16 protein-coding genes are annotated in these 24,457 nt (G+C 73.1%); 13 read left to right on the forward strand and 3 right to left on the reverse strand.

Annotation, left to right across the window (positions count from 1 at the left end; all coding sequences use genetic code 11):
• The first annotated feature begins 494 nt into the window (after positions 1–494).
• The 3 genes from ACZ4SF_RS27370 to ACZ4SF_RS27380 all read left to right on the forward strand — a co-directional run bounded on the left by ACZ4SF_RS27370 (position 495) and on the right by ACZ4SF_RS27380 (position 3,322).
• The gene (locus tag ACZ4SF_RS27370; RefSeq protein ID WP_468389100.1) at positions 495–725 is read left to right on the forward strand and encodes a hypothetical protein; all 231 of its coding nucleotides are present in this window, start codon (positions 495–497) and stop codon (positions 723–725) included.
• Between the two features lie 9 nt (positions 726–734).
• Entirely contained in the window at positions 735–2,105 is a 1,371-nt protein-coding gene (locus tag ACZ4SF_RS27375) for a serine/threonine protein kinase (RefSeq protein WP_468389101.1), read from the forward strand.
• Positions 2,106–2,281: 176 nt separating this feature from the next.
• Complete coding sequence (locus ACZ4SF_RS27380; protein WP_468389103.1) at positions 2,282–3,322, forward strand: vWA domain-containing protein; 1,041 nt, start codon at positions 2,282–2,284, stop codon at positions 3,320–3,322.
• Between the two features lie 78 nt (positions 3,323–3,400).
• Here the strand turns inward: ACZ4SF_RS27380 and ACZ4SF_RS27385 are convergent, their stop codons facing one another.
• Complete coding sequence (locus ACZ4SF_RS27385) at positions 3,401–4,981, reverse strand: hypothetical protein (RefSeq protein ID WP_468389105.1); 1,581 nt, start codon at positions 4,979–4,981, stop codon at positions 3,401–3,403.
• Positions 4,982–5,806: 825 nt separating this feature from the next.
• On the opposite strand from ACZ4SF_RS27385, the gene ACZ4SF_RS27390 reads away from it, so the two are divergent.
• The 7 genes from ACZ4SF_RS27390 to ACZ4SF_RS27420 all read left to right on the forward strand — a co-directional run bounded on the left by ACZ4SF_RS27390 (position 5,807) and on the right by ACZ4SF_RS27420 (position 17,357).
• Positions 5,807–6,010, forward strand: coding sequence for a thiazolylpeptide-type bacteriocin (locus tag ACZ4SF_RS27390; RefSeq protein WP_468389106.1), 204 nt, complete (start codon positions 5,807–5,809; stop codon positions 6,008–6,010).
• 46 nt (positions 6,011–6,056) lie between these two features.
• Positions 6,057–6,236: a thiazolylpeptide-type bacteriocin gene (locus tag ACZ4SF_RS27395; RefSeq protein ID WP_201836582.1), complete on the forward strand. Its 180-nt coding sequence runs from the start codon at positions 6,057–6,059 to the stop codon at positions 6,234–6,236.
• Between the two features lie 317 nt (positions 6,237–6,553).
• A complete protein-coding gene (locus ACZ4SF_RS27400; RefSeq protein WP_468389107.1) occupies positions 6,554–9,562 on the forward strand; it encodes a lantibiotic dehydratase in 3,009 nt (1,002 codons plus the stop codon).
• Positions 9,559–10,872: a hypothetical protein gene (locus tag ACZ4SF_RS27405; protein WP_468389108.1), complete on the forward strand. Its 1,314-nt coding sequence runs from the start codon at positions 9,559–9,561 to the stop codon at positions 10,870–10,872. Before ACZ4SF_RS27400 ends, ACZ4SF_RS27405 begins: the two co-directional genes overlap by 4 nt.
• A 143-nt stretch (positions 10,873–11,015) precedes the next feature.
• On the forward strand, positions 11,016–13,319 hold the full coding sequence (locus ACZ4SF_RS27410; RefSeq protein WP_468389109.1) for a DNA polymerase III subunit gamma/tau domain-containing protein: 2,304 nt from the start codon (positions 11,016–11,018) through the stop codon (positions 13,317–13,319).
• A gap of 113 nt (positions 13,320–13,432) precedes the next feature.
• On the forward strand, positions 13,433–15,619 hold the full coding sequence (locus ACZ4SF_RS27415) for a TOMM precursor leader peptide-binding protein (RefSeq protein ID WP_468389110.1): 2,187 nt from the start codon (positions 13,433–13,435) through the stop codon (positions 15,617–15,619).
• Between the two features lie 7 nt (positions 15,620–15,626).
• Positions 15,627–17,357, forward strand: coding sequence for a thiopeptide-type bacteriocin biosynthesis protein (locus ACZ4SF_RS27420; RefSeq protein ID WP_468389111.1), 1,731 nt, complete (start codon positions 15,627–15,629; stop codon positions 17,355–17,357).
• A 53-nt stretch (positions 17,358–17,410) separates the two neighbouring features.
• Here the strand turns inward: ACZ4SF_RS27420 and ACZ4SF_RS27425 are convergent, their stop codons facing one another.
• Both ACZ4SF_RS27425 and ACZ4SF_RS27430 read right to left on the reverse strand, forming a co-directional pair.
• Positions 17,411–17,899 carry a carboxymuconolactone decarboxylase family protein gene (locus tag ACZ4SF_RS27425; protein WP_468389112.1) on the reverse strand — a complete coding sequence of 163 codons (489 nt, stop codon included), beginning with the start codon at positions 17,897–17,899 and terminating at the stop codon, positions 17,411–17,413.
• Positions 17,900–18,063: 164 nt separating this feature from the next.
• On the reverse strand, positions 18,064–19,374 hold the full coding sequence (locus ACZ4SF_RS27430; protein WP_468389114.1) for a PAS domain-containing protein: 1,311 nt from the start codon (positions 19,372–19,374) through the stop codon (positions 18,064–18,066).
• Positions 19,375–19,714: 340 nt separating this feature from the next.
• On the opposite strand from ACZ4SF_RS27430, the gene ACZ4SF_RS27435 reads away from it, so the two are divergent.
• The 3 genes from ACZ4SF_RS27435 to ACZ4SF_RS27445 are packed head-to-tail and all read left to right on the forward strand — an operon-like array spanning position 19,715 to position 24,449.
• On the forward strand, positions 19,715–21,088 hold the full coding sequence (locus ACZ4SF_RS27435; RefSeq protein ID WP_468389116.1) for an ATP-grasp domain-containing protein: 1,374 nt from the start codon (positions 19,715–19,717) through the stop codon (positions 21,086–21,088).
• The gene (locus ACZ4SF_RS27440) at positions 21,085–23,097 is read left to right on the forward strand and encodes a PEP/pyruvate-binding domain-containing protein (protein ID WP_468389118.1); all 2,013 of its coding nucleotides are present in this window, start codon (positions 21,085–21,087) and stop codon (positions 23,095–23,097) included. The genes ACZ4SF_RS27435 and ACZ4SF_RS27440 overlap by 4 nt, the downstream gene beginning before the upstream one ends.
• A gap of 8 nt (positions 23,098–23,105) precedes the next feature.
• A complete protein-coding gene (locus ACZ4SF_RS27445) occupies positions 23,106–24,449 on the forward strand; it encodes an MFS transporter (RefSeq protein ID WP_468389120.1) in 1,344 nt (447 codons plus the stop codon).
• Positions 24,450–24,457 lie beyond the last annotated feature (8 nt).

Consider the following 24,457-nt stretch of genomic DNA (forward strand, 5'->3'; position numbering starts at 1 on the left):
TGTGCACTTCGCCGCCTGCCCCCCATCGTCCCGCCGCTCAACCAGCAGGAGCCGGACACTGATCGTCCGTGACCCCGGCTTCTACGACCCGAGCGATGACGACGGCTGCACGACGTTCTGGTACTTCTGCCAGTCCCATGACCGCCGCTACTGGCAGGAGGCCTGCGGGAGAGGGCCGCATCTTCTGGTTGTCCTGCACTGCGCAGAGACGGGCCCGAGAACATGTTGCCGCAGCCGCTCATGCTGATGTTCCCCGAGGGGTTCGACCCCTTGCCGAGCGGCGCGCAACTGGACTGGGTGCGGCCAGAGGACGACTCCGTCCAGACGTGACGCGCAGGAGACGCGCCTTGTCGAACGCCCCGTGGACGACGCGCCGTTCCACGACGCCGACGGGACCTGTGGCGAGTAGGGCGCCGTAGTGTCGTCGGCCCGATACGATCGATCGCCGCTTCGGGCGGCGCATGGGGAGAGTCCGGGACGAGGGGGGCTTCGTCGTGTCCAGCCGTGTCCAGCCGCTGCAGCACGGGGATCCGCGCACTGTGGGTCCCTACCGGGTCGTGGGGCGGCTCGGGTCGGGCGGCATGGGAACCGTGTATGCCGCGTTGGGTACGGGCGGCGAGCGGTTGGCCGTCAAAGTCGTGCATCCCGCGCTCGCCGCGGACGCGGAGTTCCGGGCCCGGTTCCGGCGGGAGGTGCAGCTTTCGCGGAGGATCGCCGGGCCGTGACTGGTGGTCATGCACGATGCTGACGTCGATGCGCCCGCGCCTTGGCTTGCGACCGCGTTCGTGCCGGGGCCCACCCTCGACGAACACGTCGCAGCCTCCAGCCGGTTGGCGGGTGCGAGCTTGTACGCTCTGGCGGCCGGCACCGCTGCCGCGCTCTCGACCATTCACCAGGCGGGCGTCATCTACCGGGACATCAAGCCGCAGAACATCATTCTGGCTCCTTCCGGTCCGGCCGTCCTCGACTTCGGCATCGCCCACGCTCTGGACGGCACGTCCGTCACCCGCACCGGCGTGATGACCGGCACGCCGGGCTGGATCAGCCCTGAGCACTACCGCACCGGCGCTGTCGGCCCGCACGGCGACGTCTTCGCCTGGGGAGCGCTCATCGCCTACGGAGCAACCGGACGCCTGCCCTTCGGAACCGGGGCTGCCGACGCGGTCGCCTTCCGCGTCCTGTCAGCCGAACCCGACCTCGACGGCATCCCCGACGACCTGCAGTCCCTGACGGCAAGGGCCCTGTCCAAGGATCCGTCCGACCGGCCGGCCGCCGCGGAACTCGCCGGAGAATGCGGCCGGCTCCTGGCTGCGCAGGCCACAGCCGTCATCAACCCCGGCTCCGAGCAGCCGCCCACCCTGATAGCCGATCTTGTCAGTCTCAACTGGGACCTGCCGCCCGCCGTCGAGTCGCCTTGGCCCATGCCGTCGCACCGCAGGCGCCGCACCCGCGTATATCTCGCGGTCGCCGCGGCCGCAACGGTCGTGGGCGGTGTGGGCGGTGCCCTCGCCGCAGCCCAGTCGTCATCGGACGCCGCGCAGAACCAGCCTCCCGCGACCCATCGGCAGGCGGCCGCCGGCCCGGCGCAGCACTCCCCCGCCCACGATGCCGGCACCACCACCGCACAGCCGGACGCGGCAGCCGCCGCACACGAGTCCCCGCCTCCCTCGGTGCCCGACCCCGCCTACACCCGCACCGACACCCGCCAGCCCACGGTCGAGGAGTGGGTCGCCGCTCGGGTCCCGGCCACCGCGGCCGAGAAAGCCGCCGCGAAGCGCTTCATCACAGACGCCACTCCGGTGCTGCAAGGAAAGACCTACCTGGACGACGCCGTGAGTGTCACCTTCAACCCAGCAGCACAGACGATGTTCGTCACCTTCGGCCCCGGCGCCTACCCCGAAGGACAGGACTACCTCGACGACCCCGACTACACGGAAACCGTCCGGGCCCTCATGTTCGGCAGTTGCTCAGAAGCCCAGCAGGACTTCCACGACCACACCACCTGGCCGTACGGCCGGACAGCCGTCGTCTACCGGGAGTCCATGGCCAGTCCCGTCATCGCCGACTTCCGTGAAGTCACGCACATCGACAGCTGCCGCGTCTGACACATGCGGCACCGCTCGGGTGGGCAGCACCTCGCCGGCGCCACGGTGAAGGCCTGCCGTCGGGTACGGGATGGGCGGCGGGATCAGGAGCACCGGACCGCGCGATGAGAGCAAGATCGACTGTCAGTGGTGGGTGAGACGATCGGAGCATCGAGTCGGAAAGAGGGGGAACCGTCATGTCCGGGAACCAGAACTACATCAATCACGTCGCCCTTGTGCTGGATGCCAGTTCGTCCATGTCGCATCTGAGCCGCAAGGTGGTCGAAGTCGCCGACCAGCAGATCGCCTATCTCGCCCGCCGGTCACGGGAGCTGGACCAGGAAACCCGCGTCACGGTGTACGTCTTCGCGGACAAGGTGGAGTGCGTCATCTATGACAAGGACGTGCTGCGGATGCCGTCGCTCGAGCAGTTGTACCGGGTCGGTGGAATGACCGCGCTCCTGGCGGCCGCACTGAAGTCTCAGCGGGAACTGGCGCAGACGGCTCAACTGTACGGCGACCACAGCTTCCTGACGTTCATACTCACCGACGGGCAGGAGAACGCAAGTCACCGAGGCCCGGACGCCCCGGCCGGGGACCCGCGGGAACTGGTCCAGGCGGTGGCCGAGATGATCGAGACCCAGGAGGTCAACTGGACGCTGGCCGTCCTCGTGCCGGACCAGATGGGCAAGCGCGAGGCCATGCGGTGCGGTTTCCCGAAGGACAACATCGCGATCTGGGACGCCACGAGCACGCAGGGTCTGGAGGAGGCCGGGCAGGTCATCCAGCAGGCGACCGAGAAGTTCATGGTGGGCCGCACCCAGGGCATCAGGGGATCACGGGCGGTGTTCTCCACGGGTGCGGAGGCGGTCAACAAGGACACCATCGAGGCGGCCGGCCTCACGCCGGTGAACCAGTCGGAGTATGACCTGATCGCGGTGACTCGTGACGCGGCGATCCGGGACTGGGTCATCGAATGCGGGCACACCTACCGCACCGGTGGTGCGTTCTATCAGCTGAGCAAGTCGGAGAAGATTCAGGCGCGGAAGCAGATCGCAGTCCTGGAGAAGAAGACGGACCGGGTGTTCACGGGGCCCGAGGCCCGAGCCCTGCTCGGCCTGCCGGACGTGGAGGTTCGCATCAAACCGGACCACAACGACGACTTCACGATCTTCGTGCAGAGCACCAGCGTGAACCGGAAGCTCGTGCCGAACACGCGGCTGCTGCTGATGCACTGACGAACGGGAAATCCGTGTCGGGTTCCGGAAGCCTGGTGGCGGCCTGTCACGGGCGAGGGGCGGGCTCCGGGCGGCGGGTCAGTGGGTGTCGCGTACGGCTGCGAGTCCGTTGAAGACGCCGATGTAGGCGGTGCCGTCGGGGCCGATGGTGATGGGCGCCCAGTTGTTGTCGTAGCCGACGCCGGTACCGATCAGCTGCTTCCACTTGGTGGCGCCGGTGCGGAAGTCGACGGCGGTCAGGTACCAGGCATCGATGCCGAGCCGGTTCGGCTCCTTGGTGTACAGGTAGACGAGGCCGTTGGCGGTGGACAACTTCGGTACGACGGACGGGGACCGTTCACTGCTCTCCCACACGGTGTCGCAACCGCCGCCGTCCGCACGGACATCGATCCGGCTCACCCCGCCCGCGACGCTGCGCCCGAAGGTCAGCGAGGTGACGTTCTCGTAGCCGTAGTTGTTCTCCACGATCAGGGAGTTGCCCCAGCTGATCAGGGAGTTGTCCGTCGTGGACGCCCCCGGCCGGAACACGGGTACGGAGCAGATCAGCCGCCGGCCTTCAGGGTTGCCGGCCTCGCGCCGGTAGACGTTGACGTGCATGCGGTCGTCGGCGTTGTCGGTGATCGCGACGTATTTGCCGTCGGGGCCGAAGATGTCGGGGGTGGTGCCGGAGCCCTGGTTGACGGAGCCGGGCTTGGTGCCGGTTCCCCGGTCGTAGGTCTGCCGCCACGCGATGTCCGGGGTGCCGTCCGTCGCGGCGGTGAACTCGTACAGCGCGTGGTCGGAGACGATGGACACGCCGTCCTCGGCGACGGAGAAGGAGTTCTGGATCTCCTCGCCGTCCAGCCGGATCGATCGGACGGCGCCCGACGTCGGGTCGACGGTGCCGATCCGGCCCTGCCGGGTCACCCACCAGATCCGGCCTGCCCAGTCCGGCATCACCGACGTGACCGGGTCGCACTCCCCGCTCGGGAACAGGTTGGTCCAGGACACGCAGTCGTGCGGCATCTGCCCGGTCAGGTCCCAGTCCGCGTCGACCGTGAACTCCCACGATCCGTCGGGCTTCTGCTGGTGGGCCAGCCGGACGATGTGCTGCCGCGAGTCGGCGAGGACAAGACGGTCTTCGTGGTCGAGGTAGGAGTAGGCACCCCCCGAGGTGTCCTTGAAGATCCGGGAGAAGTCCAGCCGGGTGATCGCCTCGACGGTGGACGGGCGTTGCGGCAGCTTGTACTCGGCCAGCGTCTCGAGAGTGGCGGGGGCGAGGAGTTTGACCAGGAAGCCGGTGAACGTGCCGCAGACGGTGACGATGCGGCCGGCTCGGTCGAAGGTGACGTTCGCGCACTCTCCGCCGAGCACTGCCATGCGCTCGCTGCTGGTCTGCGGGTGGTCGCCGAGCGGGCCGGACCATGGGTAGGTGGCGCTGCCCCAGCTGTCCGCGTGCATGCCGCTGCGGCCGTCGGCGGCCAGGTGCGGATTCTGCGGCGGCCGGGCGCCGGGCAGGGGCTGGGCGGTGGCGGGGGCGCCGGTGTAGGCGTCGACCAGCCGGTGTCCGGGCGCTTCGGGTATCGGGTCGGCGTGCGCGGGTGCGGGACCGGTGATGGCCGTCCCGGCGGTCACCGCCAGGGCGAGGGCCAGGGCACGGGTGAGTGTCTGGCGGGTCATGCGGCTCCTCGGGGGCGAAGGGTGGGTGGTCGCGCCGCCGTGACCCTAGGAGCGGCGCGTGGAGGAGTCCACAGAAACCTGAGGATTGTTCATGAGTCCGCAATGCCCGCGAGTGCGGGGCCGACCCCTGGAAGAAGGGAAGAAGAAACCGCCGGCAACCAGGTAGCGGGGGGCATCCGCAAACAGGCAGCCGGGGACCTCCACAACCAGGTAGCCGGGGACCTCCGCAACGAGACACCCGGGAACTTTCGCAACCAGGCAGTCGGGGACTACCGCAACCATGCAGTCGGAGACGGCCGAAGAAGAAGCCTCCGGCAACCATGCAGTCCATCCCGGACGACTCCGGGCCCCTCTCCGGCGCGGAAGTTGACCGATAGTGCACCCCTCATGAACGCGACGCGTGCCGCCTCCGCGCGGCCGGACCCGCACGAGGTGCCCGAAGCTGCCGACACCTGGTCGGCGGAGGCTCGGCGTCCCCTTGCCGGAGCCCCGATGCGGCGCTTGGCCATTCGGGGAAGATCCACCCCACAAAGGGCACACAACTCCACGCCGTCTTCACGATCGACCAGTCCAACCGCGGCCGTACCGCCGCATCGCGACATGACAAGACGCACCGAACCGGGATGAACACAACAGGCCAATGTACGGATTGGCCTTGCTGCCGACCTCCCCCGGGACCCAAACTCGCTGCTGTACGACGAACGACCGTTCGGGCCTTTTCTCCGGCTTCGAGCGGAATGCTTACATGCCCTTCTTTCGGCATGTTCCGCGCCGCCGTCCCGGCGGCGCGTTCCGGTCTTCACCTTCTTCCGAAGGGAGTTCGTCATGTCCCGTACCCCGAACCAGCAGGACGCCCTGGAGCTCCAGGACCTGGCCCTGGACACGGACCTGGACCTCACCGACCTGACCGTGACCTCGCTGCGCGACACCGCCGCGCTGCCCGAGAACGGCGCCTCGTGGGGCTCCTGTTCATGCCAGGGCTCGTCGTCGTGCGCGCAGCCGCAGGTGGAAACGCCCGTCGTCCTCTGACTCCGCGCCCGTCCCGAACCTCGTCCTTCGAACTGAGAGGCTCCGTATGTCCGACCATCGCGAGGACCTCCTCGCCCTCGAGGACCTCGACCTCGGCGAACTGACCGTCACCGCCCTGCGGGACACCGTCGCGCTGCCCGAGACGGGCGCCTCGGGCGGAGTCAGCTCCTGCTCGTGCGGCTCCTCCTCGTGCGCCCAGCCGAGGCTGCCCGACATGCCGTACTAGTCCGCTCGCGGTCTCGCGGCCTAGCGTCCACGAGGCCGGTGGGCTACGGCTCCCGTGCGGCGGGCCGGCTCGTCCAGACCTGCCCGGCCTGCCGTACGACCCCCGCCCATCTCACCGAGCCGACGCGGTGCGCCGATCTCCCCTTCGGTCCGCATGCCCGCCCGGTCCGCATGCCCGCCCGGTCGGCACGCCCGCAGCCGGTGCGCTGAGGCCGTCCGGTCGGCACGCCCGCAGCCGGTGCGCTGAGGTCGTCCGCACAGCCGTGTCCGCTCCACCGATCCCGCCCGCCCTCCGAGCCGTATGCCAGGAGCCCTGTCATGCCGCACTTCGCCCCGCCGACAGCTCCGGCGCGCATGCCGCCGCCCGATCAAACGGACCCGCACGGCCACACCACGACACACAGCCCGGCGGATCCGCACGGCCACACCACGACACACAGCCCGGCGGATCCGCACGGCCACACCACGTACAGCCCGGCGGACCGCCACGACCAGACCACCACGCACAGCCCCGCGGACGCGTACGGTGAGGTCGATCAGCTCGGTCCGGCACACCGCGACGACCCGGCGCACCCGTACGAGCGGACGGCGCCGTACGCTCTCGTCCGTACGACCGTGCTCCCGTACCCCGCCGAGTCCGCCCCCGGCGCCGAGGCGCGGGCTCTGCTCGCCCGGCTCACCGCCCTGGCCGTCCAGGGCGCCGCCCTGCGCGCCGCCCTCTGCGACGACCTCTTCGCGGCACGCGCCGGCCACGACGAGGAGTTCCACCGTCAAGTGGTCCTTCCGCTCCGTCGCGCCCTGTACAACGGCCGCGAGCCCCGCCCCGCTCTCCTCGGCCGGCTGGGCACCCTTCCCGAACGGGTACCGCGGCTCGCCGACTGGCTCGCCCTGCGCGAGCTGCGGGCCCGGCTGCTCGACGAGCTCGGCGGCGCCGTTCCGGCCGCCCTGACCGCCGAACGCGCCGCGCTCGCAGACCTCTGTCGCTCCCCCGCTTTCGCCCGGGCCGTTGCCCTGACCAGCGCCGACCTGCTGCGGGCGGTCAGCAGGGCCGGGCGGGGCGAGACCGGGCGGCGGGCGCGCAAGGAGGAGCCCTCGGTCCTGCGGCACGCCCTGCGGGCCAGCACCAAGACCAGTCCGCTGTCGTGGTTCACCGCCGTCGGGTGGGCGGCCGAGCCGGCCGCCGCCACGGCTGCCGCGGTCACCTCCGGGCCGGCGCCCGAGCCGGTGCCGGCCACGCAGCTGACGTCCGTCGTGAAGGAGAACCGCACCCTCGTCGCCGCGCTCACCGCCGCCCTGCTCGACGAGCCGCGCCGCCGCCGCACCCTCCCCCACCGCATGACGAGCACGGCGGCGGTGGCCGGCGGACGGGCCCGCTTCGCCCGCGCGGAGGAGCTGTTCGCCGGCGGCCGGTACCTGGTCACCCGCGAGGACGAGGTCGAGGTGGCCGCCCGCCCGGCGCTGGACACGCTGGCCGCCGCCCTCGCGGGCGGCCCCCTCCTCCTGGACACGCTGACCGCCCGGCTCGCGGCCGACCTTGGCCGCGCGGCGGACGACTCCGCCGTCGCCGGGTTCGTGGACCGGCTCGCCGGCTCGGGCCTGCTCGTGCCCGCGGAGCCCGTAGACCCGCAGCACCCCGCCCCGCTCCGCGCGCTCGCCGCGTGGCTGCGTCAGTGGCCCGAGGACGCCGCCCTTGCGAACCGGATCACCCGACTCGCCGATGACACACGGCGGTTCGCGGACACCCCCGCCACCGAGCGCCCCGCCCTGCTCGCCGGTCTGGCCGACTGCTGGCACGAGCTGCTCACCGACACCGGCCGGCCCGTCCCGCAGGGTTCGGCCCCGCTGACGGTCCTCACCGAGGACGCCGTCGCCCCCGCTCCCCTGTCCCCTCGCCGTGCGCCGGTCTCACCGGATGCGGGCGGGCGGATCACGGAACCGCCGTACGAGGACCGGCCCACCGGCTACGACCCGCTCACCCCTGCCGACCATGCCGCGCTCACCGAACTCACCTCTCTGGCCGAACTCTTCGACCTCGGACACGTGATGAGCCGGGTGGCCAGGGACCGTTTCGTCGCCCGGTACGGGGAGGGAGGCGTCTGCCGCGATCCGTGGGACTTCGGCGCCGGCACGGCCGCCGCCTGGGAGGAGGCCGGCCGCCTCGTGGGCCGCCGGTCCGACGACCCCGAACTTCCGCACGGGCTGGTAGAACTCGCATGCCTACGCGCGGAGTTCACCGCCCAGGTACGAGAGGCTGCAGGACCGGCCGGGGAAACGGCCCCCGAGGTCGTCCTGCCCGCCGGTCCCGTCCGCGCCCTCGCCGCCCGCCTGCCCGACTGGACGGCCGCCAGGCCGCTCAGCTACTCCCACTTCGTCCAACGCGCCCACGACGGCGAATTGTTGTGCGTCAACCACGTCTACGGCGGCTGGGGCCGGTTCACCAGCCGCTTCCTCGACGCCCTCCCGGCCGGCGCAGCGGCCTCGGTCGGCGAGCGCGTCCGGCGCGGCCTCGGCGCGGGCGCGCGGGCGGCCCAGATCCGGCCGGTGGGCGGGTTCAACGCCAATCTTCATCCGCTGCTGCTCGCCGAGGAGATCGGGTCCGACCGCGGCCGGACCGCTTTCGCCGAAGCCGACCTCGATCTCGTCCACGACCCGGCCACCGACCGGCTGCGGTTCCGTGTGCGCGCGACCGGCGAGCCGCTGGACGTGCTCTACCTGGGCTTCCTCGCCCCGCTCATGCTGCCGCAACGGCTCGGGCCGTTCCTGTCCGACCATCCCGCGGGCGTGGTGGACTTCCGCCCGCTGCTGCCGCGGCACGCCATGACGGCGCCGGGCGGTCAGGTGGTCCGTACGCCGCGGCTGCGCCACCGCCACCTGGTGCTGGCCCGGCGCCGCTGGCACCTCGGCGCGGGGACGCTCGACGCGTTGCGCGCCGACCTCGCCGCGGAGGAAGGGGAGGTACCGGCCGCCGCGGTGGCCCGCTGGCGGGCCCTGCTCGACCTTCCGGAGCAGCTCTTTCTGCACCCGGCTCCGCGGCCCCCGGCCGGGCGCGCGGTCGACGACTTCGTCGCACGGCTGCAGGCACCCAAGCCGCAGGCGCTCGACCTGGGCAATGTCCTGCATCTGCGGTGCCTGGCCAGTTGGTTGGCACGCCATCACCAGGGAGTCGTCCTGGAGGAGGCCCTGCCCGCCTTCGGCGGCCGTGACCAGCCCGCCCGTGCCGTCGAGTCCGTCGTCGAGACCTACCGCCCGGCGCGCCCGCACACGGCCGGCCGGAACGCGCCCCGGCCCGCCGCCCCGCCCGTACCCCGCCGAGGAGACACCCGATGAACGCCCCGGACGGCCCCGCCCCGTCGACTGTGGCCCTGAACCCGGCCGCGGCCCAGGAGCCGACAGCCTCTCTCGGTCCGGCTGCCCCCTGGGAACCGGCCGCGCCCCTGGGACCGGCTGCCGTCCTGGACTCGGCTGCCTACCTGGAGCCGGCCGCATCCTTGGACGCGGCCGCGCCCCGCTCCGCCGCGGCCGTCGATGTCGTCCTGTACGACTACCGCGAGGACAAGGCCCCGATACTGCACGAGGCGATGCTGCCACTGGCGCGGCGGGCCGCGGCCGAAGGCCTGACCGTGCACGTCGAGCGCCACTGGCTGCACGGCCCGCACGTACGGCTGCGGCTGCGCGGCGCACCCGACCAGGTGGCAGCGGCGGCCGAGCGCACCGCGGCCACCCTGCGGACCTGGGCCGCCGGCCACCCCTCGGCCAGCTCTGCCACCGAGGAGGAACTCCTCGCCCGGGCCGCGGTGGCCGGCCGCGCCGAGCTGATCGCCCCGCCGTACGGCCCGCTCGTACCGGACGGCACGGTACGCGTCGAACCGGTGGACCAGTCGTCCGTGCGCGCCCTGATCGGGGCCGACGGAGTCAGGCTCCGCGACGACCTGCTGACGCTCGGCCTGCCGGCGCTCGACGCCGGGTGCGCGTTCCTGGGCGAGCACGGGGACGCGTCCGCCGCCCGTGTGCAGCTCGCGGTCGCTGCGTTGGCCGCACACTCCGCGGCGCACCCGGAGGGTCTGATCGGGGGTCACTATTCGTTCGTCTCACATCTCGAGGACTTCCTGGTCCACGAGGACCCGGACGGGCGGCTGCGGGCGGCCTTCGAACGCCGTTGGGGGGCCACTGGGCCGGCCGTGACCGCTCTGGTCGGGCGGATCACGGACGGCGGGGCGGCCGGCTGGGAACGCGCCTGGGCCGACTGGTCCGCCGAGGCGTGGCGCATCGCGGCGGAGCGGTTCGCTGCGGGCGCGGACTTCGCCGGCGACCCCCTCGAGTACCGGGACCGGGCCGCGGCGCTCGGCGACCGGACGGTGGCCGACCGCTGGAACCAGGATGTCCGCACCCGATACAGCGAGTTCCACCGCCGGCTGCGCCGCTCCGACCCGCAGGGGACGATGTGGAGCCGGCCCGACTATCTGATCTACCGGGCCTGTACGAACGCGCTCTACCGGCTGTTCGCGATCTGCGACGTACGGCCGGTGGAGCGGTACCTCGCCGCGCACCTGGTCGTGCGCACGGTTCCGACGCTCACCGGGCACACCTGGCAGGGCCGCATCGACGAGGTGATCGCGGCGGTGGAGGGCACGTCATGACCACCGCTCCCAGCGCCGCGTCAGCCCCGGACCCGGAAACCCCGGACCTGGAAACCCCGCCCCCGGCGCCGGGTGGAGACGCCGAGCCGACGGCGCCCGGCGCCGCCGTCTCGCCTGCACCGCCGGCAACCGAAACTCCCGTCGTGCCCGTGCCCGTGCCCGCGTCCGCGCCCGCGTCCACGCCGGGGCCGGGGCTGGGGCCACAGCTCCGGTTGCGGCCCGGTGTGGCCGTCACCCCGCTGCTCACGGGGCTGCACCTGCGCAGCCGCGGCGCCGTCGTCACGCTGGAGGGCAGCCGCGCGCTGCCGGCCCTGTGGCAGCTGCTCTCGGAGCGGCTCACTCCGGACTGCGGGGAGCGGGGCGACGGCGCCGCACAGGTCCGAGAGGAGGCGAGGGCCGGGGGACGGGTGGAGGCCGACGCCGGAACGCCCGCCGACGACCGGATTTCGGCTGCCGCCGGAGAGACCAAGGCCGAAGCACGTGCGGCTGGTGCCCAGGCGCAGCACGCTGGGGGTGGCCGGGCGCAGCGCGCCGAAGGCGGTCAAGCCGACCCGCGGGTGGAAGTCGCCCTGGCCACGCTCACGGCACGACTGCGCGAGCACGACCTGCTGGTCGAGCACCCGGACGGCGTCGAACTCCCGCCCTGGCCGGGGTCAGCGGCCGCCCACCCTGCCGAGGCGGTTGAAGCGATCCGGAGCGCGCGACCGGTCGTCGCCGTACCGGACCCCGAGGGTCCGCTCGCCGCAAGTCTCGTACGCGCCCTCCGCCGCGCCGGCGCGAGTCCGCAAGTCGCCACCGACGCCCGGCTGCCCGCCGACCGGGCCGTGGTCTCGGCCGACGCACCGTCCGGGGCTGTGGAACTGGCCGTTTCCTGCGACGCGAACGGCGGCTTCGTCACCGCGCCCGGGCCCCCGAACCGCGCCCGCTGCGACGCCGCCGCGATTGCCACCCGCCTTGCCGCCGGCTCACCGCCGGGGGCGGCGTCCGGCCCCGCCACTGGGCGGCCGGTGTCGACGCCGCCGACCGCTGCGCCAACCACTGCGCCGACCGCCGCCTCCCCCTGCGCCCCATTCAGAACGCCCGACGCAACACCGCCGAGGATATCGCCCGGAGTGCCGCCGAGGACGTCGTCCGGAGTGCCGTCGAGAACGTCGTCCGGAGCGCCCTCCGAGGTGTCCGCCGGAACCGAAGCGCACTCCGAGGAACCCACCGGAACCGAAGCACCGTCCCAGGAACCCACCGGAACCGAAGCGCCGTCCGAGGTGCCCGCCGGAAGCGAGGCACCGTCCGAGGTGACCCCCGGTGCCGTGGCGCCGTCGCGGGCGGCTGTCGTTGTCGGGGCGCCGTCCCCTGCGCAGGTCGCGCTGCTTGCCGGTGCCGCAGCCGGGCGGTTGCTCGCGGCCGTCGCCCGCCTGCCCGACCCCGCCGCGCACGAGGACGCCTCCGCCGTGGCAACGGCCGGGCATCCGGCCGTGCTGGTGGCGCGGGCCGAGCCGCCTGAAGCGACGTACCACCCATGGGCCGCAGCCCCGCGCCCAGCCCGCCGGAGGCCGGACGCCCCGCCCGCGCCGGACCTCGCGGAGGCCCTGGGCCGGGTCACGGCCCTGGGCGACCCGCGGCTCGGCGTGCTCGACACACCGCTGCCCGGCGACCTGCCACAACTCCCCGCGTCGCTCGCATCCTGCCGGACCCCGGCGGGTCTGCTGGTCGCCGGCGCTGTACGGGCGGACCTGGCCCGGCTGGAAGCAGCCTGCCGAGCCGCCGAACTCACCCTCGCCGACGGCCCGTCGGTCCCAGTCATCGGAGCGAGCCCCGAACACGCCCGCGGCCGGGCACTGCGCCGCGCCGCGCTCGACCTCATCGTGCCGACAGCCGCCTCCACCGCTGCAGAGGTGGATCCGGTCGCCGTCGGCATCGCGGACGGCGCCTGGCTCACGCACCCTCAGGCCCGCCACTGGTGGACCGTCCTGACCCGGCGCATGGGCCGATCCGCCGAGCTGACGCTCCGCCAACTCGATTCTGCGGCAGCCCACATGGCAGTCGTCCGGGTCCGGCCGACCTCGGCCGGTACCGACGCCGTCCCCGGCACCGTGAGCCGCGCCGTCGAGGCCACCGCGGCCGACGCCGTGGCCCTCGCCGCCCTCGACGCGGTCACGCGCGCGATGGCGGCGGAGCACGCGCCGGACCGGGCGCGGCACACCTCTCTCAGCGGCGCCGTGGCCCCGCTCGCCGCAGCCGGCATCGAGCCGGCCGGCTGGGCGGACGAGGGCTGGACCGACGCCTGGCTGGCCGGGATCGCGGCCCGGGAGCCGGCCCTGCACGCCACCCTGTACCGCCTGACCGGCCTGCGCCCCACCCCCTGGCGAGACACCGGCCACCGCCCCCTCGCCGACGCCCTGCGTGCATCCGGATTCACGGTCCTGACCGGATCGGGAGGCCCCCGTTGAACACCGCCGACCCGTACCCCCTCCCCCTTCCTGCCTCCGGTTCCAGTTCCCTTCCTGCGTCCGTACCCGATTCCCTTCCTGCCTCCGTCCCCGTCCTCACGCCGGCGGCGGCGATGGCGACCGTCGAGGGCACCGCCGTAGTGCGGCTGACCACATGGGACCTCGGTCTGGCTGAGCAGCTCAGCCGGCACGCCCTGGCCCACCCGGTGCGCTTCGTACCGGTGCGTGAGGACGGAGCGCTGACCGTGATCGGTCCCGTACTCCACCCCGGGGTGCGGGCCTGCGTCGGCTGCGCGGAGTACCAGCGGCTGGCCACCGCAGGCGGCCGCGTGCCGTGGCAGAGCCCGCGGCTGGCGCTCGGCGGCACCGGAACCCCGCCGCTGGCCGAGGCGACGCTACGGCTGGCGGCAGAGCTGCTGACGGCTCACCCGCTCGAACCCACCCCCGACGCCCCTGACCCCATCACCGTCGACGCCCCCATCACGGCCGACAAGCCCATCACGGCCCACAACCCCATCACGGCCGACGACCTCATCACGGCCGACGACCCGATCACGGCTTACGACCCGATCACGGCTGACAACTCGATCAGGACCGACGACCGGGCCGTCGTCCACATCCTCCAGGGTGACCGGTACACCTGGTCCACCCACCGCATCCGGCCGGTCGGCGGCTGCCCGGTCTGCCGGCCGCTGCCGGACGACTCGCCGGTCGGCGCCCGGTTGCCGGCCGAGCCGCGGCCGCTGCCCGATTCTTCGGTGCTGCGCGGCCACAACGGCCGCACCACGACCGACCGTCTGCGGGCGGAGCTGCACGACGAGCGGTTCGGGCCGGTGCGCCGGCTCTTCAGGACCGAGGACTCCGCGTTCGCGCTGACCACCGCCTGGGTGACGGACGGCCGCTCCCTCGACGACGGCGGTTACGGCCGGTCGGGCGACTTCCGGTCCAGCGAACGCGTCGCCCTCTTCGAGAGCGTGGAGCGGCTCGCCGGGATGCGACCCACCGGCCGCCGCACCGTGGTCCGCGCCTCGTACGCCGGCCTCGTCGCCGCGGCCGAGCACGCCGACCTCGCCACCGCAAGCAAGCGCGCCGACCTCGCCGCCGCCGACAAACACGCCCACCTCGCCACCGCAAGCAAGCTCGCCGACCTCGCCGCCGCCGACAAACACGCCCACCTCACCACCGCAAGCAAGCACGCCGACCTCGCCACCGCGCGCGAGCACTCCCGCCTCGCCACCGCCGGTGAGCACGCCGTTCTCGACCCCGTCCGGCTCGGTCTGCCGGATCCCGAGTTCGACGGTCATCCCGCCCGCCGGACCGTCCCGTACTCCCCGGACCTCGTGCTCGACTGGGTGTACGGCTGGTCGCTCACCGAGCGACGCGTGCTGGCGGTGCCCGAGCACGTGGCGTACTGGGACGTACCGGGGCCGGACCGGCCGCGGGTGGTGTACGAGTCCTCGAACGGCTGTGGGCTGGGCAACAGCCCCCAGGAGGCCGTCCTGTACGGGCTGTTCGAGGTCGCCGAACGCGACGCCTTCCTGATGGCCTGGTACGCGCGCACCCCGCTGCCCCGGGTCGCCGTCCCCGACGACGACCCGGAGGTCACCGCCCTGGCCGACCGTGCCGCGCTGCTGCGGTACCGCCTGACTTTGCTGGACGCCACCAACGACCTGGGCGTCCCGGCGGTGATCTCGCTCTGCCGCTACGAGGGCACGCATCCCGACGCGCCCCGCGCGTTCGTGGCCGCCGGCGCCCACCACGACCCCCGGGTGGCGATCCGCTCGGCGGTGGCCGAGGTGGTCACCAACGTCCAGGAGGCCGCGCGCCGTTCGGTTCCTGGTGGTCCCCGGGACCCGGAGCGGCTGCGTCCGATGCTGGAGCGCCCCGAACTGGTGCTGGACCTGGACGACCACGTCGGCCTCAACGCGCTGCCCGAGGCGGCGGCCCGGCTGGAATTCCTGTTCGCGGACGCCGCGGCGGCGCCGTGGTACGAGCGGTGGCCGGGGGCGCCCGAGCCGGTGACGGACCTGACGCTGCTGCTGGAGCGGACCGTGCAGCGGCTGGCCGCCGAGGGCCTGGAGGTCATCGCGGTCACGCAGGACGAGCCGGGCGTACGGGACCGGCTGGGTCTGCACTGCGCCAAGGTGATCGTCCCCGGCACGCTTCCGATGACCTTCGGGCACGTCAACCGCCGTACCGCGGGACTGGACCGGCTGCTGGAGGTGCCTTGCCGGCTGGGCCGTACCGCCCGGCCGGCGCGGCGCGACGAACTGCCCCTCGACCCCCACCCCTTCCCGTGAGGACGCGATGACGACCGCCCGCCCCCACCCCCGCCCGGCCGAGTCCGGGGCCGCGTCCGTGGGACCCGGACACCCCTGGCACAGCCTCCACCTCGCCCTGCACACGGGCGGCCCGGCGACGGACGCGTTCGTCACCGACGACCTCGCCCCGCTGATGGACGGCCTGACCGCCGGCCCGGGCGCCGCCTGGTTCTTCATCCGCTACGGCGAGGGCGGACCCCACCTGCGGATCCGCTTCCGGGGCCCGCTGCCCGCCGGCGCGGCGGCCGGAATTGCCGACACGCTCACGGAGCTGGCGGCTGCCCGGCCCGCGGAGTTCACCGGCCCCTGGCCGTCCGGGCACGGCGAGGTGCGCGAGGTGCCGTACACACCGGAGACCGAGCGGTACGGCGGCCCCGCCGTCCTGCCCCTCGCCGAGGAGGTGTTCGTCCACTCCACTCGCGCGGCCGTCGAGGCCCTGCGCGCCAACCCTGACCGTGCCGACCGGCTTCCGCTCGCACTCGACCTCGCGCACGCCACCGCGCATGCGCTCGGCCTCGACGAACTGGCGGCCTCCGGGTGGCTGCGCCGGCACGCCGCCTCCTGGCGTTGGATCACCGAGGTGGAACCACTGCCCGGCGTCGCCGTCCACTCCCGGGTGAACTCGGTGTTCGCCGTACAACGGCCGGGGCTGGTCCTGCGCGCTCGGGCCCTGCGCGCCGCCCTCGATGCGGGCACCGCCGCGCCCTGGCTGGCGGAGTGGGCGCGCCGGGTCGGCGCCGCGGACGCCCGGTTGCGCAGCGCCGTGTCCGCGCGGGAGGCCGCCCGCCGGGTGCCCTGGGTGTGGGCCTCCCACTTGCACATGCTGTTCAACCGGCTGGGTGTGACCCCGGACGAGGAGCGGGCCGTCTGCCGCCTCGCGGCCCGCACGCTGCTGGAGACCGAGGACGACCCCGGGTTCTTCCCCGCCGGGCACCGCGCCGCCGACTACCAGTACCTGGAGCGCAGCAAGTTCCGGGTGGGGCGGTCCGAGGAAACCGCGCTGCGCGACCTGCCCCCGTCGCCGGACCCCTCGGCGGCCCGGCTCTCGGCAGAACTCCCTTTGCCGGCAGACCCGTTGCCTCAGCTGTCGCTTGCCGAGGCGCTGCGCCGGCGCAGTTCCGTGCGCGGCCCGCTGTACGGGCCGCTGGACGCCGGGACCCTGGGCGGGGTGCTGTGGTCCGCGTACGCCGAGAGCCACGCGACGCAGCAGCCGCTCGCCGACGGCACCGTACGCGCCCTCCGGCACCGCCCGTACCCGAGCGCCGGTGCCCTCTACAGCGTGCGCGTGCGCCTGGTGGCGCTGGACGTCGCGGGGCTGGCCGCGGGCACGTACCACTGCGTGCCGGAGCGCCGTGCGCTGCTGCCCATCGGCGCGGCGCCGACCGTCGCCGAACTGAAGGCACTGTCCTCGTACCTGTCCCGGCCGGCGGACGACCCGGACGCGGTGGGCATCGACGAGGCCCCCGCGGTGCTCGCGGTCCACCTCGACCTAGGCCTGCTGCGCCGCCGCTACGGCCTGCGGGCGCTGCGGCTGGGCCTGCTGGAGGCCGGCCACCTGGCGCAGACACTGCTTCTCACCTCGGCGGCGTTCGGCCTGGCCACCCTGCCGCTCGGTGGCCTCCACGACGACCTGGCCCACGAACTCCTCGGCCTGGACGACCTGGACGAGCCGGTCCAGTACCTCCTGCCCCTGGGCCGGCCCGCCCCGCCCCGCTAGGATCCGCCCCGCCGGTCTCGGTGCGGGACGTGTCCGGCTGGGGAGGGGTCGGGTCAGTCCCACTGCTGGTCGGCCAGAGAGCCGACCGGCTGCGGCTTGCCGATGACGGCCAGGGCGATGAAGAAGCCGATCTGGCCGATCGCGATGGTGAGGGTGGCCAGTGCCTTTTCGTCGTAGTGCTGCGCCACCTCGGCGTACAGTTCGTCGCCGACGCGCTCCTTGCCGGCCGGGGCCGGCTGGAGGGTGGCCTCGACCAGGGCCAGTGCGGCGCGTTCGGCATCGCTGAAGCAGGGGGCGTCCTGCCAGGAGGAGACGGCGGTGATGCGGTCCTCGGACTCCCCGGCCTTCCGCAGGAAACCGGTGTTCAGGGTCGTCAGGTAGGTGTTGCCGACGATCTGTCCGGCCCGCAGATGGACGAGGCTGATCGTGGTGCGTGGCACGGAGCGGTTGCCCGTGGCCCGGAACAGGGCGGCGCTGACGTCGTTCAGCTCCGGGACGAACTCGGCCGGGTTCGCCATCCGGGAGATCTGGGGGTTCGTCATGTCTGTGCTCCTTCACATCGGCCTGATCGGCAACTCCACTGCACTGACGGACCGGGACACCACGATGTGACAGGAACGGCGAAGATCCTTTTTCCCGGGGCTCCGGGCCTGGCGCCGGCCTGCTCGGGCCCTGCTCGGACATGCTCAGACCTGATCGGACCTGCTCACACGGGGCTCAGCGGGTGTTCCGCCGTAGCGGAACGGGGCGGCCACGCCTGGGGGGAGAGGATGCCGAGGACGTAGGCGCGGGCGACGAGAGCCGGGCGGGTGGCGGCATCGAGGAGGTCGCGCAGCCGGCTGAGGTGGTAGTCGACCGTCTGCCGTGAGAGGTGCAGCGTTGCGGCGATGTCCGCGTTGTTGTTCCCGGCGGCGAGCAGGGCGAGGATGCGCACCTGGGTGGCCGTCAGGGGTGGCTGTGGTTCGTGGCGCAGGCCGGCATGTGTGATCACGGCCCACACCCCGGCCACGCGTTCCCCGGCGCAGGGCACGGTGCTCAGGTGGACCTGCACGCGGTGCTGCCCGTTGTCCGCGTCGAGCAGGACCGCGCAGGCACGGGCGCTTCTGCGCCGGCCGCCTATGAGGTCGTCCCAGATCCGGTGCAGGGCCGTCCGTTCGGGTGTCCTGGCCAGCAGTGCGTCGGCGGGACGCCCCATGAGGTCGAAGAGGCGCAGGTGCAGGAGTTCGGCCATGGCGGTGCCGGCCTCCGTCACCAGTCCGTCCGCGGACAGGCGGGCGCAGAGCAGGCCGCTGTGATCGCGCAGGGTGCTCAAGTCCTCCTCGGCGCGGCGCCGTTGGTCCAGGACCCGGGTGTGGTCGGTGATGTCGATGTAGATGCCGGCCACACAGCGGTGGCCGCCCCAGTGGACGGGGAAGCGGTATCCCGCTGCCTGTCCGGGGGTTCCGTCGGGGCGGCGGTAGGTGAGGGTGTGCCGTACGGGCCTGCATCCGGTCAGGACCTCCTGGTCGAGGGCGAGGAACCGGGTGACGTCGGCGGGTTCGTCGACGTCGGCGAGGTGGCGGCCGATCACGGCGTCGCGCGTGGTGCCGTACAGGTGGGCGTACGCGTGGTTGGCCCAGACGTAACGCCCGGTCGCGTCGCGCACGAACGCCGCGGCCGGGGTGAGGTCGGCGAACGCCGCGTACGGATCGTCGTCCGGACGGCCGCCCACCTCGACGGCCACTCCCCTGCTGCCGTGCCGGCCGGTCCTGTGGGGCCGGCCCGGCCAGTTGACGTCGAAGGTACGGCCCTCGAAGCACGCCTGATAGGGGCCGGCGTCCGGCGCGCCGGAGGGGCCCGCGTCAGCCGTGTCGGCGGGGCCGCCGCGGTCGGCGCAGAGGGCCTCCAGGAAGCGTCGGGCGGTCCGCTCGTCGCCGAAGGCGCCGCCTCCGCTGTCGACGACTCTCAGCCCGCCGTCGGCCTCCCACCAGGACACGGGGAGGGGGGCGAGCAGCGTCTTGAAATCGGCCTCGTCCACGGCCCAACTCCTTCAATTGTCCACTACATCACTTTGAGTGACACCTCATGCGTATCCCGTAGCGCAGCAGACATGCGGAGCGGCGGATACGGGCTCCGGCGGACACGGGCGCGGTAGCGCATCACCCGGCCTTCACGTGTCGGCAACTCGTCGTTGTAATCGGGCATTTGCCTGAACGGGGCGAGCGTCTCGCTGCCGTTGCGCGGAGTCGGGGCTGGTTCGCTGGAAGGAGCGGGCGGGACACGGGACTTCGCACCGGCGGGACGTCCGCCGGTCGCCGCCCCCGCCGGGGCGCGGTCCGTGCCCGGGTCTTCCGGACGAGCGAGGGAGTTGGGTATCGGTGAGCAAGGTGCTGTACGTGCATGCCAAGGGCGGACCCCCGGTGGGGCACGCCCTCACGCGGGTGGCCGCGAGGTCCGCGGTGCACCTGCTGGCACTGAGTGAACTGCCTGCCACGGTGGCGGAGGAGGCCGGGAAGCTGTGCGACTCGGTCGTCGAGCACACCGTGGCGGAGGGGCGTGATCTGGTCGAGCTGATCGTCTCCCGTGCTCGCGAGGTGCGCGCGGACGCGGTCGTCACCTTCTCGGAGTACGCGGTGGTGGCCGTCGCCGAGGCGTCCGGGCGACTCGGGCTGCGGGGCGCCGGGCCCGCCGCGGCCCTCGCTCGTGACAAGCGGCTGATGCGTGCGGCCTGGGAGCGCCGGGGCATACCGCAGCCCCGGTTCCGTGCGGTCGGTACGGTCGCCGAACTGGAGGGGGCCGTGGCCGAGTTGTCGTTCCCCTTGCTGCTGAAGGCCGCGTGGAGCGCCGGTTCCACCGCCCACCAGATCATCGGGACGCCCGCTGACGTGCGCGGCGCCTGGGAGCGGTCGCGCGCGGTGATGGCCGAGTCGGCGCTGCTCGGGTTCGCCGAGCTGCACGTGGCCGGGGCCGGCCAGGACTTCATCGTGGAGGAGATCGTCAGCGGGTGTGCCGGGGACTGGTTCGAGGGTTCCGGCTGGGGTGACTACGTCAGTGTCGAGGGCGTGGTCGTCGACGGTGTCTTCCGTCCGGTCTGTGTGAGCGGGCGGATGCCGACGGTGGCGCCGTTCACCGAGCGTGCCGGCATCACTCCGGCGGCACTCGGGGGTGCGGCCCAGGCCAGGGTCGTGGAGCTGGCCCGGCGTGCCGTGGACGCCCTGGGCCTGGAGAACTGCGGTACGCACGCGGAGATCAAGCTGGGCGCGGACGGCCGCATGTGGGTGATCGAGACGGCCGCGCGGTTCGGCGGAGCGATGACGGTGCCGCAGATCGAGCAGGTCTTCGGGCTCGACCTGATCGGTATGTTCACCGATCAGCTGCTCGGCCTTTCTCCCGCCTGGCCTGCCGGGGCGTTGACGCCGGACGACGGCGAAGGTGCGGCCGGGTCCCTGGTGGTGCTCGCTGTGAACGCTGACGGCTCGCCCTGGGCCCGCCGGCATCTGTGGGACTCGGCGGCGGTCGTCCGGTCCGCCCCGGTCGGCCCGGGCAGCGCCCTGTCCGTCGTCGCCGAGAGCTCCCTGCCCGACGGCGCCCCCGTGCCGGTCTACGACCCTGCCGCCGGCGCCAACACCATGGCGGCGGTGTGTCTGTTGTCGGCCGACCGGCCACAGACCGTCGTCAGCGACTTCGCCGCCGTGGTGGAGGCCCTGCCGCGGATCCTGCCCACGGTCGTCACCGAGGAGGTGCGGGCATGACGGACACACTGGGCGAGGCGGGTGTGCCCGATGTCGCGGGCGACCGTACCGCCGTAGGTGCCAACCTGTCGCTGCCGCTGTTCCGCGCCCTGTCCGGGGTGCTGGCCGGACACCCCTACCTGAAAGTCGTCGTGGACCGTGACGAGGACACCTGGCATCTGCTGGACACCCGGGTGCATCCGTTCCACGTCGACTACGTCGCGACCCGTGTCCTGGGTATGACGCTGGACGGACTCGACGCGCAGCTGGACGCGTTCAACGCCTCCGTGTACATGGACCCCGAGCGCCGTTTCCTGCTGGGTGTGCTGTCCCTGCACACGGAGGAGGAACCCGGTGGTCCCGAGCGGCCCTTCCTGGTGCTGGAGACGACCGAGGCGGACACCATGCCCGGGCCGCTGCTGGAGGAGTTCTACCACTTCGTGCGCGCACGGGTGGACGGTCGCCTGCCGCTGCTGCTGAAGCCGGCCAACCACGGGCAGGAGCACGAGCTGGCCGCGGTCGGTGAGGCGCGGGTGCCGCGTGTTCTCAGCCACGAGCTGTTCGGCAACCGTACCCGCACCTGTCTCAACCCGGGCGAGGCCGAGGGGCGGCTGCGTTACTTCCGCACCGCGGCCGAGTACGAGAGTGCCGCCGCGGACCTCGGCTGGTCGGACATCGTCGCCATGCCTCGGCTGCCCGACGACGTGCCCCGCACAGCGGGTTTCATCAACACGGCTCCCACCACGCCGCTTTCGCACACCAACGTCCTCGCCTCGGGCTGGGGCATTCCGAACGCCATCGTCCGTGACCTCGACGCCGCCGTACGGCGCGACGGTCTCGACGGCGCGTGGGTGCGCTACCGCGTGCGCGAGGACGCCGTCACCCTGGAACGGCTGTCCCGCGCACCGGCTCTGGAACGGCCCGCCTGGCACCGGCAGCGCATCCGCATCGCGACCCCGCTGCTTCAGGAGGCCCCGGTGCTGGCGCTGCACCGGCTGCGGCGCACCGACCGGGACGGCTACGGCACGAAGGCGGCCAACCTCGGGGAGCTCCATCACGTCCTGGACAGCCGCACCGCGGACCTGACGAGGTTCTACACGCGTCCGCGTCCGCCGCGGGCGGATCTGCTCGGCCACCTCGCCGCCCGGCTGGGCGAACCGGGAGCGGCCCCGGAGCGTCTGCGCGCCGCGGCTGCCGAGCGCGTCGCCGAGACGGTCCGCGCGCCCCGGGGCGTGGCCCTGCCGTTCCGGCTGCACCATCTGTTCCTCACCTCCTCCCCCGGGCTGCAACAGGGCATCGGCAGACTGAAGATGGCGCTGGAACTCGACGCCCTGGACGTGATCGACTCGCTGTCCCTGCACCTTCAGCGGCTGACCTGCAGTACGCCGGTGCCCGAGGAGGTGGCGCGGGCGATCACCGCCTCCGTGGCGGCGCTCACGGCGGACGGGTGTCGCCTGGTGGTGCGCTCCTCGTCCAACGCCGAGGACCTGCCGGGGTTCTCGGCCGCAGGGATCTACGACTCGGTCACCACGGTGCGGGGCACGGACCAGCTCATGGACGCGGTGCGGCAGGTGTGGGCGTCGTTGCTGTCGCCGCGCAGTGTGCGCCTGCGGCACCAGGCCGGCATCCCCCTGGACGACACCTACATGGGAGTGATCGTCCAGGAGTACGTGCCCGCCGAGCTGGGGGGTGTGCTGGTGACCTGCGATCCGACCCGCCCCGAGGACTTCCGCAACGTGTACCTCAACTGCACGCCCGGTTCGCCCGAGCGGGTGGTCGACGGCACGGTGCTGCCCCAGCAGTACCTCTACAACACCGTCGAGGGCGGCGGGCGTACGGTCGACCTCGGCTCGTCGCGCGAGGACCTCCCGGCGCCGGCACGAGCCTCGCTGGCCCGGCTCGCCCTGGCCGGGCGCCTCCTGCAGTCCCACTTCAGCGAGGAGGATCCCGACGGCGCCCTGGACATCGAGTGGCTCATGACCGCGGAGGGGGCCTTCCACCTGGTTCAGGTCCGCCCCTACGCCCGGTGAGGCGCCGTATGTCCCTGCTGCGGTCGTCTTCTTCCGTGCCGGTGCCGTCCCCGGCCGCGCGGCGCATCATCCGCCTCAACAACGGGTTCCAGCTCCTGTTCAACCTGCTGTGGTGGATGCCCGTGTTCTACGCGTACCAGCGTGACGTGGGCCTGTCCGACGGGCAGATCTTCGGCATCCAGAGCATCTACTACATCGCCTTCTGCCTGTTCGAGATACCGACCGGGGTCATCGCCGACCGCATCGGCGCCCGCAACTGCCTGCGCGCCGGGGCCGTGGTGATGACGGCGGCGAATCTGGCGCCGGTGCTGGCTCCGACGTACACCGGTTTCCTCGCGCACTTCCTCGCCATCGCCGCCGGACGTTCCCTGACGTCGGGCGCGGCGAGCGCCTATCTCTACGACGGCCTGCGCGCCGAGCGGGCGGACGCCCACTACTTGAGGGCCGAGGGCACGGCACGCGCCCTCGGGCTCGCCGCCAAGGTCGTCTGCTGGCCGCTCGTCGGGCCGCTGATGATGCTGGCCCCGCAGACGCCGTACCTGCTCAGTGCGGCGAGCGCGGCCGGCTCCCTGGGTTGTGCCCTCGCCCTGCCGCGGCTCGCCGCGCCCGGCACGGGCACCCGCGCGCGTGCCCGGGGACGCCGAAGCGGGGGCTTCCTGCGCGACACCGGCGCCGCCCTGCGTGCCCTTCGCTCGTCGCCGTGGCTGGCCCTGCTCATGGTCCAGGGCGTTGCCGTGTTCACGCTGTCGCGGATCTGCCAGGTCAACCTGTTCCAGCCGGTGCTCCTGGAGCACGGCATCGGGGAGAGCACACATGGCGGTGTGCTCGCGGCGATGACGGTGGCCGAGGCGGTGGCGTCGGCCCGCCCCCAGTGGCTGAGCCGTCGCCTGCCGCCTGCCGTCTGGGTGTCGCTGCTGAGCGTGGCGCTGGCCGCCGCCCTGGCGGGCACGGCGGTGGGCGGGCCGTGGACCGTGGTCGCGCTGCTGTGCGTATTCGCCGCGATCACCGGGTTCGTCTATCCGGTGCAGCGCAAGCTCGTCAACGACGCCATCCCCGCGGACGCGCCGCGGGCCACGCTGCTGTCGGTGGAGAGCATCGTGGACCGTGGGGTGTGCGCCCTCGCCGCGGTGGCCGCGGGCGCCTATCTGGCAGCGGGCCGGCTGGACGCGCTGCTGTGGCACAGTGCCGCGATCACCTGCGTGCTGATGCCGGTGCTGCACGTGGCGCTGCACCGTGTGCGGGTCCGGGGCGGGGAAGGCGGCACGGTGTCCGGTTCCCGTGGAACGGGCGCGCCGCCGCCGGAGCGGCCCGTCTCCCTGCCCGTCGACGAAGGGGCGGCGCCACGCTCATGAGTCACGCA

It is taken from the genome of Streptomyces sp. NPDC027663, from assembly GCF_055566415.1.

Coding starts and splice junctions, on each gene's coding strand:
- ACZ4SF_RS27395 (WP_201836582.1), top strand. CDS start 6,057: ATGTCCGACCATCGCGAGGACCTCCTCGCCCTCGAGGACCTCGACCTC.
- ACZ4SF_RS27400 (WP_468389107.1), top strand. CDS start 6,554: ATGCCGCACTTCGCCCCGCCGACAGCTCCGGCGCGCATGCCGCCGCCC.
- ACZ4SF_RS27445 (WP_468389120.1), top strand. CDS start 23,106: ATGTCCCTGCTGCGGTCGTCTTCTTCCGTGCCGGTGCCGTCCCCGGCC.
- ACZ4SF_RS27420 (WP_468389111.1), top strand. CDS start 15,627: ATGACGACCGCCCGCCCCCACCCCCGCCCGGCCGAGTCCGGGGCCGCG.
- ACZ4SF_RS27385 (WP_468389105.1), bottom strand. CDS start 4,981: ATGACCCGCCAGACACTCACCCGTGCCCTGGCCCTCGCCCTGGCGGTG.
- ACZ4SF_RS27375 (WP_468389101.1), top strand. CDS start 735: ATGCACGATGCTGACGTCGATGCGCCCGCGCCTTGGCTTGCGACCGCG.
- ACZ4SF_RS27380 (WP_468389103.1), top strand. CDS start 2,282: ATGTCCGGGAACCAGAACTACATCAATCACGTCGCCCTTGTGCTGGAT.
- ACZ4SF_RS27415 (WP_468389110.1), top strand. CDS start 13,433: ATGGCGACCGTCGAGGGCACCGCCGTAGTGCGGCTGACCACATGGGAC.
- ACZ4SF_RS27425 (WP_468389112.1), bottom strand. CDS start 17,899: ATGACGAACCCCCAGATCTCCCGGATGGCGAACCCGGCCGAGTTCGTC.
- ACZ4SF_RS27405 (WP_468389108.1), top strand. CDS start 9,559: ATGAACGCCCCGGACGGCCCCGCCCCGTCGACTGTGGCCCTGAACCCG.
- ACZ4SF_RS27390 (WP_468389106.1), top strand. CDS start 5,807: ATGTCCCGTACCCCGAACCAGCAGGACGCCCTGGAGCTCCAGGACCTG.
- ACZ4SF_RS27440 (WP_468389118.1), top strand. CDS start 21,085: ATGACGGACACACTGGGCGAGGCGGGTGTGCCCGATGTCGCGGGCGAC.